This is a genomic window from Imperialibacter sp. EC-SDR9 (genome assembly GCF_902498805.1).
In the GTDB taxonomy this organism is placed as follows: domain Bacteria; phylum Bacteroidota; class Bacteroidia; order Cytophagales; family Cyclobacteriaceae; genus Imperialibacter.
Window position 1 is genome coordinate 1 of the sequence record NZ_LR701582.1, and the last position, 13,478, is coordinate 13,478.

The window sequence follows — 13,478 nt, forward strand, 5'->3', positions numbered from 1 at the left end:
TTGAGATGATCTGCGAGAATAAGTTTAGATTTACCATGGGAGGTGTAGTCTTTTGTTGTGCAACTCAAAGCTAACTTTGAGATACTTAATTCACACCTCCCTACTCTATTCGTTTAGGACGCTATTGGTTTTTGACTAATAACGCTTGCATTTTCCTTGTAAGCTTACCGTGTAAAAATGATGAGGGTTTTTGTAATATTTTTTGGTCTCTTGGGCTACTATGCTGATGCTCAGGATTCATGGGCATTTGAACCACACATCGAGTTCGAAACATATTCAGTTTCGGAGGGGATGATAGATGGAAAATACGCCATCAAAATGTACCTGGAAGAGTCATACCAGTCGTGTAAAGCGAATGAGTCGAGCAGGTGGACACCGCACATGGTTTATGGTTGGTACATGTACCAGAAAGTTGGGAAGAAGATACCCTTAATAGGGCATTCTTGTTATGCAGATGCCTGTGAAACAAGATTAAAGCTGTTTGTGCCTGAGGATTTCACCAACTACGCCCTTGACGAAAATTGCGATTTGCCCAATGCAAAAGAGGTATTTACGATTCAGCCAGGACAAAGCCAAATGTTTTGGCAGATGGGTAAGGGCGAACCATTGCCCGTCCAATTAGAAGATGTTCACCCTTTTAGCTTTACTTCCAAAGCTCGGATTTTGCTTTTAATGCAGGGAATAGAAATGGCGAGTTTCAACCTGAACGAACTGAGCCAAAAAGAATTGATTGAGGGCGTTAAAATTTTAGCTCAAAAAAGTATCAACGGAAGTTTTCATTTGATCATTGATTATTCGCATCAATCAAATCCGGGTTCGGGAGGTCACGGGTCGTGTGGTGCCGGAGTGGAGGTGTACGCAGCCTATATTAAAATAGCTCAGGACTTAACAGTTGAGACGTTTGACCAAATTCAGGTTGAGAGTTGCCTGAGCAATGAAAACAATGTAGATGTGGAGTACGATGTGAATCATCCTGAACTTGGAATCCGCAAAAAATAGGCTAATTTCCTTCGCCTTCTGGCCTGATTTTCGTATTATAAGAAACGAGGCCATCATCTCTTCCTTTCCCAGGCCATTCTGGTGCAGCGCAAGATGTTTCCTTTCGATGCCCATCAAACTACTCCTTCGATGCTCATCAAAACCATTCGATGCGCATCAAATAACAATTAGTACAGCAATCGCCACACAACTCTTGCCGTAGACCCTCACACATCTTGCGCTAGATCCGGAAACTTCTTGCTGTACCGATGGCTCCGTGTTGCTGGATCGGTCAGTGCTTCTTAGGCAACAGGTGATAACTTCTTGGGCAGGAGGTGGCTGCAACTTGCGGTAGCGATGGCTGCGTGTTGCGGTAGTGGTGGGTGTTTCTTGCACTGCAGGTAACAACTTTCAGCGCAGGAGGAAGCTCCTTCTTGCTGCAATGATGACTCCATGTTGCGACGCAGCACACTTCCTTTTCTGCAAGGCCAGCTATCCATCCGAGGCAGGTGTGCCTCTTGAAAAGGGCAGTGAGTAGGGTTGGGGATGGAGTGAACGCCCGGAGGCAGACTGGGGTTTGTTCAAGTGTTGTGGGTAAGATTCAGCATCTGATATCATCGGTAGTAAATTGTATATTTGAGTGCAATGAAAAAACTATATGTCATAGCAGGTTGTAACGGAGCGGGGAAGACCACCGCTTCATATACTATTTTACCAGAGATTCTTGACTGTAGGGAATTCGTAAATGCGGATGAAATTGCCAAAGGAATCTCTCCTTTTCAGCCGGAGAAAGCGGGAATTGTAGCAGGCAGATTGATGTTGGAAAGGATTAAAAAACTGTTAGGGTCAGGAGAAAGTTTTGCTTTTGAAACGACGCTTTCGACCAGAAGCTATGTTCAGTTTATTGATAGGGCAAAGCAATTGGACTACCAGGTGAGTTGCTTGTTTTTCTGGCTCAATTCGGAAGAATTGGCCATTTCAAGAGTGGAGACAAGAGTAAAAGAAGGTGGTCACCATATTCCGGAAGACGTCATCAGGAGGAGGTATAAAAGTGGTCTGAAAAATTTTTTCAACCTGTTTCTTCCCAAAGTTGACAACTGGCTATTTGTAAACAACTCTGGAGATAATTACGAGATTATAGCAGAAGGGGCTTTAAATGAAGAAACTATTAATAATGTTGAACAGTGGGGAGAATTGAAAAGGAAATACTATGGGAACTAAAGAACAGTTGAAAGAAGAACGGGACAGGATAGTCAAAGGACTTGAAGAGACTTACAGAAGGCTTGTCGAATACAAAAAGCAAAAGAAAAGCCTCATGATTGTGGTTAGGAACGGCAAAATTGAAGCGGTTGACCCGAATGAAATACCACCCACAACATTGTATAAGCGTAGTGCAGGCTGAAACTAAAATCAACAATTTTTGCTCTTGGCAAGGTTTGTACCTGGCGAGCAGTAAAGTGCTCCGAATCCACAGAAGGCGATGTACGGGTAGTCTTACGGCGCAGCGCACTGCTTTTTCTGCCAGGCCAGCTTCCTTCAAAAGGGAGTGAAAGCCTGGCGGCTATCAGACGGTTTTCTGCAGGCCTGGCCATCTCCCTGAAAATATCTCCGAAACTGCTGGTAAATTACACGGTGTTTGACTAGTATTATTTCCGTAATTTTTATCCTCCGGCTGCATAATGGTTTTTTTGCCGGATTTTTCAACAGCCAGCGGTTTTATTGTAGCCGACTTTCTATTTACCTGTGAGCCCTGTGTAGTGAGAGTAAGGAAGACGGCCCTGGGTAGTTGGTGCTGAAAACGCAGGGTGATCAACCGGCAAATATCCATCCATTTTGGCCATGCCCCACCTGTGAGTATATGGAATATAAACGCTCGTGCGGCGGGTGACTGGGGTTTATACAATCGTTACCGGTCATTCTAAAAGACGACACAACCATAAACAAGGACAGAGAAAATGAACAGACAAGCCAACGCTTCAGCAAAATCAAAAGAGGTGCAACGCTAGCCACAAGCCGACACGCAGTTGCACCACATTTGCTTTTGCCTAACGCACAAGCCAATTGAACAACTATGAAACTTGTAACGAGAAATCATTTAGAAGATTGGGCTGATAGAGTTGACTCTAAGGGAGATTTACCATATCTCATTTCAAGATTAGTGAGGGCAACTGCTCCTACAAGCACTCAAGCGGACTTCCCATCAGGAAGTGCCGCCTATGTTGGAGGATGGGACGGTGTGGTAACTTGTGAAGAAGAAACCGCTTATGTTCCAAAAGGAATTTCTTTATGGGAGTTTGGAACCGAGGCCGACAACAAAGGAAAAGCTGACGAAGATTATGATAAAAGAAAAGTTGACCCGTTAGGTTATACTCAAAAGGATTGTGTTTACATTTTTGTCACCCTGCGATTTTGGAAACAGAAAGACAAGTGGATAAAAGCAAAAAAGGCAGAAGGTATCTGGAAAGATGTAAGGGTTTATGATTCTTCAAACTTGGAGCAATGGCTTGACATTGCTCTATCAGTTTCAAGGTGGCTTTCAAGTCGTGTAGGAAGTTATCCCTTTGATGGTATAATGACTGCTGATGAATTTTGGGAGGAATGGTCAATGGGCCCAAACGGTTTGGTTTTACAACCAGAAGTTGTTACGGCAGGGAGAGAGATTGAGCAAAAACAATTATTAAAAATCTTACAAGAACAAGCAAGTATAAAAGCAATAAAGGCATCAACAAAAAATGAAGCGATTGCTTTTATAATTGCTGCTGCTAAACAATTTCCTAAAAGTGAATCGGAAAGATTTTTTTCAAAGTCATTAATAATTGACACCGAAGGTAATTTTCGTGGTATAAGAATAAACACAATAACACCACTAAATCTAATTCCAAGATTCGATGATGCACAACCACTTTATTCTGCTGTTGGAAAAGGACATCATGTTTTAGTTCCATTAGGTGCTGACGACACATTCAATCAAGAAACAATTATTCTTCCAACGATTGACCGAGATGGACAGGTGAACTCTTTAATCAAGAGTGGAATTTCAGAAGACGATGCCAAAAAGTTTTCTAGAGAATCAGGAAGAAATATTACAATCCTAAAGAAACTAATTGGTTTTCCTCATACCAAAACAAAATGGATAGATACCGAGAATATCCGAGAAATTATTCCAGCACTTTTATTAGGAAGGTGGAATGAAAATTTTGTGGGAGACATTGAACTCATTGAGAAATTATCAGGAGTTATGTATTCAGACTATTTGGTTACGCTTACAAAGTGGAGAAACCTTGAAGAATCGCCAATCATGCAAATTGGCGAAACGTGGCGATTGACTTCACCATTAGATTTATGGACAAATCTTTCACCACATCTTACTCAAAAAGATTTTCAAAATATTCAAGAATGTTTCTCTTTCGCTTTTAAAAATGGTAATCCTATAATAGAACCCAAAGACAAAGATGACTTTGCGGCATTCTATAATAAGCAACGGAAATTTTCTAACTGGTCAAGAGAAGGAATAGCTCAATCCCTAATTTTAATTGGACGATTTGGTGAAGGATTAAATATTCCCAACCTAACCAATCCACAACTTTGGGTTGACAGTTTAGTTCATGACTTACTTATTAATGCAAGCGGTGAAATATGGATTTCAGTAGACCATGAATTACCCCTCATTTCAGAAGCATCTCCATTAAGTTTTCTTAAAGCAGTGAGCAATTCACTTTTAAAGGAACAACCTGAAATAATGGATATGTTCAAAGAGGTAGAAGGTTTTTTACATTCTACAAGTAGCCATACAGGATTATTGTGGGCTCTTGAAGGGTTAGCGTGGTTGCCTGAATATTTGAGAGAAGTCGGTTTGATTCTACTCAAACTTTCACGACTTGACCCAGGTGGAAATTTAGCAAACAGACCAATCAACAGCATATCTGAAATTTTCAAATCATGGCACTATCAAACTCTTTCACCTTTCAAAGAGAGGATGGAAATATTGAAATACATTACAGAAAAGGAAAAGGAAACAGGTTGGACTTTGCTAATCAGAATGCTTCCAGACCATCACGGAGTTGCACACCCAACGCATAAAATGCGTTGGAGGATTTTTGATAAGAACCTTAATTTGCGTTATACATACGAAGAAATTTATGACACTCATTCCTATGTTGTTTCACTGCTGCTTGACCAATTTGATAATAGCGAAAAAAAGTTTTCTCAACTCATTGAAGAAAGTGTAAATCTGTTTCCATATGACAGAAAAAAGGTTTTGGATTGGGCTGATAATATTTACCCAAAGGTTGAACAAACAGAATTCACCACTTGGGAAACAATCAGAAAAATCCTAAATCATCATAGGTCTCACCCCGATGCTGATTGGACTTTGCCTGAAAGCGAATTGAAAAGGTTTGAAGAACTTTACGAAAAGTTAAAACCACTTGATGTAATAAGCCAGCACATTTGGCTTTTCAACGAACATTGGCCTGCTTTTCCTGAAGGTGCTAAGTATGAGAAAAGTGAATTTGAAAAAAGACACGACCAACAGCAGAAGAAAATTGATGATGCAAGAAATAATGCTGCAAAAATCTTACTTAAAGAATTAGGTCTAAAAAAAACTTTAGACCTTAGAAAGTTCGTAAAAGAATCATGGACTTTAGGTGATGCTTTAGCAAAGGTAATTACCAATCAAGAGGAAATAATTTCTGTTTGCGAATGCCTTAATGATGAAGGAGAAAATCTAAGATTCATTCGCAGCTTCATTTTTCGTAAATCAATCATTGAAGGCTTTGAATGGATTACCACTTTATTTCAGAGTTTGCAGAAAAAGGGATTTAATAACAAGTCACTTGTAAACAGTCTATTACCGATAGATCAATCCAAGCAACTTTGGGATTTTGTTTCAACCTTAGATAAGGAAATACAGAATGAGTATTGGAAAGATATGTATCCGACATTTTACAACATTCCTGTTGAAGAAAAAATTATTGGTGTTCAAATGCTTATGGAACACAAGAGGTTTTTTTCTGCTATTGATATAAGTTCACATTTTGCAGAGGAATTACCAACTCAAATTCTTGCAGAACTTCTTAAAGAATCTGCAACGGAAGAAGCAAGTGAACAAGCCCGTTTTAAGGGATACGAGATTGAAAGAATATTTGAAACACTTGACAAGCGTTCCGATTTAGACCATTCAGCACTTATTAATTTGGAGTGGTTATACATACCACTATTGGATTCTTATGGGACAAGAAGAAATCCAAAAGTTTTGCAAGATGAGCTTTCAAAGAATCCGAAATTTTTCGTTGATATGCTTAAATGGTTATACATACCTAAGGACAAAACTAAAATGGAGGAAGAGAGAAAGGGAATTTCTGCCGAAGTGGTTCAGAACCGAGCAAAGCAGGTTTATCATTTGTTTCACTCATGGAAAAAAATTCCAGGGCTGAAACCGGACAACTCAATTGATGAAGAAGAGTTAACTAAATGGGTAACTGAAACAAGAAAGATAGCAGAGGCAGAAGAAAGATTAGATGTTGCTGACATGCACATAGGACAAGTATTAGCACAATATCCAGAGAATATTCCCGAGTGGCCACAGGAAATTATTTTTAAACTCATTGAAGAAATAAACTCTGATAGCTTAAACAGAAGTTATTCCTCTGCTATGTTCAATAAGCGAGGTTCATCAACAAGAGGGCCATTTGACGGTGGAAATATTGAGAGAGACAAAGCGGCTTACTTTGGCAAATTAGCAAATGACTTTAAAAATAAATATCCAAATGTTGCCGAGATATTTAAGCGTCTGGAACAAGGATATTTGGCAGATGCAAAGCGAATGGATGAAAGTGCAGAACGAGACAGGTTGGAGTACTGAACGCCATCGCAATTTGGTGGCACATTTGCAAAACCGCACTAGTCCAAGCCAAAACCAAGTTTTGCAAAAGAGCCACCAAACCAACGCACATAGACACTGCAACATGGCCAGACAACAAATCGACAGAAAAGAAGCACGAACCTTCCCTAAAAATTTCTTCGTAAAGTGTGCGGTGCTCAAACAACTCGTAGTCGTAATGAAAAGGGAGGTGGGAAGCGGTTAGTTGTAAGGTTAACGCCGTGGTCGCTTGCATATTGCGCCACTGAAAATTTAGCCGAAAATGGTGTTTTGGAAGAGCTGAGATGAATATTTTTGAATGTTCACAGTATCAAGTGTTGCCAATAAGCAAAGCAGCACGCTCATCAAAAACACATCAGCAATGAAAACGGAAAGCATTGAAAACGAGACAGCGAAGCCGATATACTATCATGGAACGAAGGCAAATTTGAAACCGGGAGACCTGATAGCACCAGGGTTTAAGTCCAACTATGGAACGGGGAAAAAGGCAACTTATGTCTACTTCAGCGCCACGCTGGATGCCGCCATTTGGGGGGCGGAGCTTGCAGTTGGTGACAAGCCAGGCAGAATTTACATAGTGGAACCAACAGGCCCTTTTGAAGATGACCCCAACCTTACAAACAAACGGTTTCCGGGCAATCCAACGAAATCTTACCGAACAGCGCACCCCATTAAGGTATCCGGTGAAGTCACCGAATGGCAGGGGCACTCGCCGGAGCAGCTCAAAGCGATGAGGGATCATCTTGAAAAACTGAAGGAGCAGGGGGTTGAAGCGATTGAGGATTGAGTATGGTACAGAACCTTTCACGAAAAATGGAAAAAGTGTTGAGGTAACGAGGGCCTCAGCTGCCCTTGTTGTATCTCGACTTATAGTCGTTGGGAGAAACACCAGTGATTCTGGAAAATACAGTACGAAAAGCTTTGGTGTCGCTGTAACCTACGTCGTACATGATTTCACCGACTGTTTTTCTCGTGTTTTCCAGAAATTTCTTGGCTGCTTCTACTTTTACCCTTTGCAAATATTCCAGTGGTGTGAGCCCGGTGGCGCTGATAAATCGGCGATCGAAATTTCTACGGCCCACATGGAGTTTGTCTGATAAGTCTCCGATCGATATTTTGTCCTGATAGTTCAACTCAAGGTAAACCTGCGCTTCATATACCTCCTTGTCGTTATGCTTCTTGTGCCCGTTAAAAATGCTGAATGCCGACTGGAAGCTTCTGTCCATGTCGATTTGAAAGACCTTAGCACAATATATGGCAAGCTGCCTGTCGTAATATTTCTCAATAAGGTAGATGATCAGGTTGAGGAATGAAAAAGCGCCTCCGTTGGTGTAGATGCCATCTTCGTCGGTGATCAGTTTGTCAGTTTTTAAATTTATTTCCGGGAATCGTTGTCTGAATTCAGCGTCAGCAGACCAGTGGGTAGAGCAAGTTTTGCCATCAAGCAAGCCAGTGGCCGCCAGCAGAAAGGCACCAGTGCAAATACTGGCAATGGAAGCTCCCTCTTTGTAGTGTTTCACCAGCCAGTTCAGTAGCTGCTTGTTTTCGCTCAGGGCCTGTTTGTAGTTGTGGTTGAGCGAAGGAATGATGATGAGGTCAGTCTTTTGCACCCTGGATATGGTGGTGTGGGTGTTGACGGAGAACAACCCACCATGAAAATCAACCTGCCCGGCGACGCCAACCAGCTCAATTTTAAAAAGATCACCGTTGCCTTTTTCCTTCCAAAGGGCATTGGCCCGGGAAAAAATCTTGTATGAACCCACAATACTGCTAAGGTTATTTTCTCCATTGGGAACAATAATCGACAGGTGCTTCACTGGATTCGTTTTGAGCAAATGTAGATCGAACATATGTCTAAATCAACCCTTCATATTGTCTGATTGGGCTACCTTTTTGGGAGTTTTTGGACTGTACTTTTGTGTAAGCGATTTAAAAACAAACCGAAAAATGGAAATGAAGGAGTCGAGCCAGGTGAAGGATAGTAGCAAAGTGAGAAGCTTTAGCCGCAGTTTTACAACAGCGATGCCGCCCGGGGAAGTATTTGAATTGTTGCTTGATGTGAAGAAGTGGTGGTCGGGCTTTTATGAAGAAACTATTGCCGGAAGGAGCAGTAAAAAGGGCGATGAGTTTTCATTCAAGGCAGGGGGAGGAGCTCATTATTCAAAGCAAAAACTCATTGAACTGGTTCCGCAAAAGAAGATTGCGTGGTTGGTTACCGAGAGTAACCTGACCTTTTTGGATAGGTCAGATGAATGGGTTGATACGAAAATTTGCTTTGCCATAAGTCAGCAGGCTGGAAACACCGTGGTGACATTTACACATGAAGGCTTAACCCCGGGACTCGAATGTTACAATGAATGCTCACTAGCCTGGGGAAGCTATATGGGACAGATGGAGCAGATGCTGAATAAGGATGTGTAAAAAATGAAGGAAACAGTAATTCTCTCTCTGGCAGCATGGCTGATGTTGTGCGCCTGTAATCGAGGTGAACAAGCACCCAAAAACGAAATAATAGAAAGTACTTTACAACAAACTGATATGAACAATCAAGATTTTACTGCAACTATTCTTGTGGATGCGACACCTGAAGATGCATTCAATGCTATTAAGAACTTTCGGGCCTGGTGGTCGGAGGAGATTGAGGGCCCTACCGATCAGCCTGGTGAGACATTTTTCTATCATTATAAAGACATCCACTTGTGCAAAATGAAACTGGAGGTGATGGAGAAGAACAAAAAGCTGGAGTATTTGGTGTTGGAAAATGAATTCAACTTCATTGAAGACAAAACAGAATGGGTGAACACCCGGCTGATTTTCGAAATCACTGGGCAGGGTAGCAAAACGAAAGTGGTATTCACACATCAGGGGTTAGTGCCCGAATATGAGTGCTACAATGTTTGCAACGATGCGTGGACCGGTTACATCACCAACAGCCTCTATAAATTGATTACGGAGGGCAAACGTGAACCTAATCCCATCGACAAGGACGGTTTTAATGCAGAGCTGGCCAAAAAGTGGCAGTTGAACTAACTAATAGCCGATGCCGGGGTGACAAGAACAGGCGAATCTGTTCAGTTTACTTTGCTCTTGTCTACCCTCGTTGGTGTGTCTTCGCCTGAGATCATGCCAGTAGCAGCGGCAGCAATGGCCTTGATGGTATTAGTCATATGTGCCAAGTCTAACGTGCTCACTTCATCTGATGCTTTGTGGTAGTCTTTGTCGACATCGATGGGTGTGGTGCTGATGGAGTGAGCAGGCACGCCTAGTCTGGCCAGTGTGGCATTATCGGACCGGTAGAACAGGTTTTGGTCGGGGTAAGGGTCGGCGTAGAACTCATATTCGGTGCCTTTCACAGCCTTTTGCAAAAGCTCGCCAAAGCTGGATTTGTCAAAGCCGGTTACCCAGGCGGTGTTTGGCCCGCTCACGGCAGGCTTGCCAATCATTTCGATATTGAACATTGCCACAATCTCGTCGGGGTTCAATTGTCGGGAGAAGTACTTCGAACCGTAGCCTCCACCTTCCTCGGCCGTAAAGGCAGCAAACAGAATGGTGCGCTCAGGCTGTATGCCCATGTCTTTGAAATATTTGGCCAAAGTGATGACGGCTGTGGTGCCCGAAGCGTCGTCGTTGGCGCCGTTGAAGATGGTGTCTCCTTTCGTGCCTCTGATGCCCAGGTGATCGTAGTGGGCGCTGAAAAGAACAATTTCATTGGCACGGTTGCCACTTATTTTGCCTACTACGTTCGACAAACTTTCTGTTTTGACGTCGTTTTCAACGCTTACGTTTAGCGAGCTTATCTCGGTAATACTCGTCAGGATCAGCACAAAAGCCTTTTTATCCAATGCCATCACATGGTTACCTCCCGATAATGAGCCACGATACCTTTCGAAAATGACCTGATGAGAAGGATCAGCTAATATCAGCGCTTTCCCTTTCATGCCTCTGGCCTGAGAAATGGCACCCCGCAGGTTGCCGTCGGCGGTTACCACGATCACTTCTACCTCGTCAATGCTTGTGATTTCCAGTTTTTCGTTGTCCACCGAAACAGCAGCGTACTCTTCAGCCACAGGTTGCCCGTTGAGCGTCACCGCCACACTTTTGGGAGTGATGGTGTACATGTCGAACTTTTGCTCATAGCTGGTCAATCCATCCACATACTCCAATCCTGCTGCCTTAAATTCTCCCTGAATGAATTTCGAAGCCTTTTCAATACCCGGGCTGAACATCCTTCGGCCTTCCATATCGTCAGCGGCCAGGGTAGTGATGATACGGGTCACGTCGGCTTCCTTTATTTCGGCAGCAGGCTGGCAGCTGATGACCAGTGAGGTGAACAATAACAACAAAGAGGGGAGGATTGCGGTGTTTTTCATATCAGGCTAAGTCAAAGATTTTAATGGAGTCAGAAAGTTACAATTTATTTTCTCAGTTGATCAAATGCCGTTGGGGTGAATACCGGCAGCCTAACGTCTTTCTTCCTGAAGGGCTTGCTATTCTTTTGTTCGGCTCACATTTTATTTCCACGATGTCGATAAGTTGATGTCGCAGTGTATTTTTGCCAATGTGCACTTTGGCAACGCTGTGCCCATCTGCTGCCTAACCCGTAATTGTCCCGTTTTATGCGCCAATCTTTTGTAAGGGAGCTTGTCCTGATGTCACTGCTCCTTTTTGCTGCGAATGTATACGCTAAGCAGTCCGGTACCAGCGAGCTTGAGAAGCTGTTTGCTGAAGCAAGTACTGTCTTGTGCCAAGATGTAGAAAAGGCCGACTCACTGGCTGCCCGATTGCTCGACCTGGCTGAACAAGCGAAAGAGATCAGCTATCAAGCCAGGGCCTATAAGCTGATGGGAGACAATGCTTCCTGTCAGCAGCAGTTCCAGAAGGCCATTGAGAGGCACGTGAGAGCGGTAGCTTTGTTTGAGCAGGCGGGCGAAGACGAATTCACCATTCGCAGCCTGGTCAACCTGGCCAACAGCTATATTAAACTTAGCAAGACCGATTCGGTAGAACTCTCTCTGAATAGAGCTGAGGTTATCAATGATCGGCTGAAGTCTGATTTTATGGCGGCGCAGATTTACCTTGTAAAATCCAGCTATTACAGCGACTTCTCTAAAAATGATTCTGTAGTGTTTTATTCACTGAAAGCTTTGTCATTAGGTGAAAAAATCGCCGACGAGTCGGTTGTTAACCGGGCTGTTATTACCCTCGGCGCTGCCTATTTTCAGAATGAGGACTTTCGGTTGGCCATCAGGTACTTTCGAAAGTCACGTGAGCAGTTGCTTAGTCAAACCAACCAGGCCAACCTGTCGATAGTGAACTACAACATGGCCAATAGCTACACTGCCCTCAACATGTATGACTCTGCCACCTACTTTTATCAGGAGGCCCTCGAAAGCCCCGGGGTAGAGGGCAATAAGTTTTTGCAGGGGTACTTTTATGAAGGGCTGGCTGAAATGCAGGGCAGCATGGGGCTGTACAACGAGTCGATTGCCAACCACTTGAAGGCGATTGAGTTGTGCAAAGAGGTGGGGGAGAAACGAAATCTGTCGGCGGCCTATGTGAACCTGTCGGAAATATTTCTCAAGACAGGGAAGACGGCGGAAGCGATCAGGTATGCCGAGCTTGGAGCCGGGCTTTCTCATGACATTGAATTCATTGAAAAGGAATCGGACGCTTATTGGATGCTGAGTAATGCTTACCGGGCGTCGGGCCGTTACAAGGAAGGCCTCGAGGCGCTGCACAAGTTTTATAAGCTCGACAGCACCATGCTGAACCAAACCAAGGCGTTGCAGATATCGGACCTGAACATCAAATACGAAACGGAGAAAAAGGAGAATGAGATCGACCGCCTTGCACAAATGGCAGAGATACAGGCGCTGCAGCTCAGCCAGCAGCGATACCTGATCATTGGCGGAGCGATTGTGCTGCTGCTGGTGATCGCTATTTTGGTGCTTTACTACAGGCAAAGGGCCGACAGGCAAACCCAGGCGTTGACCCAGCTGGAGCAGAAAGCCCTGCGAAGCCAGCTCAATCCTCACTTTATTTTCAATGCGCTCGGTGCCATTCAAAACTATATGTTGCAAAACAAACCGCAGGATGCTGCTTCCTTTATGAGTCGCTTTGCCCGGCTCATGCGCCAGATTTTGGAAAACTCCAGGGAGGACTTCATTACATTGGATGAAGAAGTGGCCACGCTGGAAAACTACCTGGAGCTACAGCTGCTGCGGTTCAACAACTCCTTTGAGTATGAGCTAACAGTGGACGAGGCCATCGACCCGGAGGAGGTATCGATTCCGCCGATGTTTGCCCAGCCCTTGATTGAAAACGCACTGGAGCACGGGCTGAAAGGAAAAATAGACGGAGCCAAAGTGAAAATAACCTTCCGGCAGGAGGGTGAGTATGTGCTGCTGACGGTGGAAGACAACGGTAAAGGGATTGCCAGTGAGGTGAAGGCGAAGGAGGGCCACAAGTCACTTGCTGGCGTGATCACTAATGAGCGCATTGAGTTGTTCAACGCAGGTCTTAAAAGCAAAATCAGGCTGATTGTAGAAGACTTGACGGGCGTAGGCAGCTCGGGCACCAGGGTGCAGCTGATGTTGCCTTACAGGGAGGGGTGAAGGGT

General features: G+C 43.7%; 10 protein-coding genes. 8 read left to right on the top strand and 2 right to left on the bottom strand.

The genetic code is table 11. From position 1 onward, the window contains the following. Positions 1-177 precede the first annotated feature (177 nt). The 5 genes from GC130_RS11335 (at position 178) to arr (ending at position 7,646) form a co-directional block, all read left to right on the top strand. The gene (locus GC130_RS11335; protein WP_151998426.1) at positions 178-999 is read left to right on the top strand and encodes a hypothetical protein; all 822 of its coding nucleotides are present in this window, start codon (positions 178-180) and stop codon (positions 997-999) included. A gap of 624 nt (positions 1,000-1,623) precedes the next feature. Further along, positions 1,624-2,199 carry a zeta toxin family protein gene (locus GC130_RS11340; RefSeq protein ID WP_151998427.1) on the top strand — a complete coding sequence of 192 codons (576 nt, stop codon included), beginning with the start codon at positions 1,624-1,626 and terminating at the stop codon, positions 2,197-2,199. Beyond that, the gene (locus GC130_RS11345; protein ID WP_151998428.1) at positions 2,189-2,380 is read left to right on the top strand and encodes a hypothetical protein; all 192 of its coding nucleotides are present in this window, start codon (positions 2,189-2,191) and stop codon (positions 2,378-2,380) included. Before GC130_RS11340 ends, GC130_RS11345 begins: the two co-directional genes overlap by 11 nt. A 669-nt stretch (positions 2,381-3,049) precedes the next feature. After that, a complete protein-coding gene (locus GC130_RS11350) occupies positions 3,050-6,841 on the top strand; it encodes a hypothetical protein (protein WP_151998429.1) in 3,792 nt (1,263 codons plus the stop codon). A 379-nt stretch (positions 6,842-7,220) separates the two neighbouring features. Then, entirely contained in the window at positions 7,221-7,646 is a 426-nt protein-coding gene (gene arr, locus GC130_RS11355) for an NAD(+)--rifampin ADP-ribosyltransferase (RefSeq protein WP_151998581.1), read from the top strand. 55 nt (positions 7,647-7,701) lie between these two features. Here arr and GC130_RS11360 read toward each other — a convergent pair whose 3' ends face one another. Further along, entirely contained in the window at positions 7,702-8,709 is a 1,008-nt protein-coding gene (locus tag GC130_RS11360) for a GlxA family transcriptional regulator (protein WP_226940445.1), read from the bottom strand. 103 nt (positions 8,710-8,812) lie between these two features. Here GC130_RS11360 and GC130_RS11365 point away from each other — a divergent pair, with 103 nt between their 5' ends. Both GC130_RS11365 and GC130_RS11370 read left to right on the top strand, forming a co-directional pair. Continuing rightward, complete coding sequence (locus GC130_RS11365) at positions 8,813-9,280, top strand: SRPBCC domain-containing protein (RefSeq protein WP_193217838.1); 468 nt, start codon at positions 8,813-8,815, stop codon at positions 9,278-9,280. 117 nt (positions 9,281-9,397) lie between these two features. Beyond that, a complete protein-coding gene (locus tag GC130_RS11370) occupies positions 9,398-9,889 on the top strand; it encodes an SRPBCC domain-containing protein (protein WP_151998431.1) in 492 nt (163 codons plus the stop codon). 41 nt (positions 9,890-9,930) lie between these two features. On the opposite strand, the gene GC130_RS11375 is transcribed toward GC130_RS11370, so the two are convergent. Beyond that, complete coding sequence (locus GC130_RS11375) at positions 9,931-11,229, bottom strand: M28 family metallopeptidase (RefSeq protein ID WP_151998432.1); 1,299 nt, start codon at positions 11,227-11,229, stop codon at positions 9,931-9,933. A 246-nt stretch (positions 11,230-11,475) separates the two neighbouring features. Here GC130_RS11375 and GC130_RS11380 point away from each other — a divergent pair, with 246 nt between their 5' ends. Then, entirely contained in the window at positions 11,476-13,473 is a 1,998-nt protein-coding gene (locus GC130_RS11380; protein ID WP_151998433.1) for a histidine kinase, read from the top strand. Positions 13,474-13,478: the final 5 nt, after the last annotated feature.

What these genes read in the sequence shown, in the direction of transcription:
- GC130_RS11345 (WP_151998428.1), top strand. Translation starts at nt 2,189, where the DNA reads ATGGGAACTAAAGAACAGTTGAAAGAAGAACGGGACAGGATAGTCAAA.
- arr (WP_151998581.1), top strand. Translation starts at nt 7,221, where the DNA reads ATGAAAACGGAAAGCATTGAAAACGAGACAGCGAAGCCGATATACTAT.
- GC130_RS11375 (WP_151998432.1), bottom strand. Translation starts at nt 11,229, where the DNA reads ATGAAAAACACCGCAATCCTCCCCTCTTTGTTGTTATTGTTCACCTCA.
- GC130_RS11340 (WP_151998427.1), top strand. Translation starts at nt 1,624, where the DNA reads ATGAAAAAACTATATGTCATAGCAGGTTGTAACGGAGCGGGGAAGACC.
- GC130_RS11350 (WP_151998429.1), top strand. Translation starts at nt 3,050, where the DNA reads ATGAAACTTGTAACGAGAAATCATTTAGAAGATTGGGCTGATAGAGTT.
- GC130_RS11370 (WP_151998431.1), top strand. Translation starts at nt 9,398, where the DNA reads ATGAACAATCAAGATTTTACTGCAACTATTCTTGTGGATGCGACACCT.
- GC130_RS11365 (WP_193217838.1), top strand. Translation starts at nt 8,813, where the DNA reads ATGAAGGAGTCGAGCCAGGTGAAGGATAGTAGCAAAGTGAGAAGCTTT.
- GC130_RS11335 (WP_151998426.1), top strand. Translation starts at nt 178, where the DNA reads ATGATGAGGGTTTTTGTAATATTTTTTGGTCTCTTGGGCTACTATGCT.
- GC130_RS11380 (WP_151998433.1), top strand. Translation starts at nt 11,476, where the DNA reads ATGCGCCAATCTTTTGTAAGGGAGCTTGTCCTGATGTCACTGCTCCTT.
- GC130_RS11360 (WP_226940445.1), bottom strand. Translation starts at nt 8,709, where the DNA reads ATGTTCGATCTACATTTGCTCAAAACGAATCCAGTGAAGCACCTGTCG.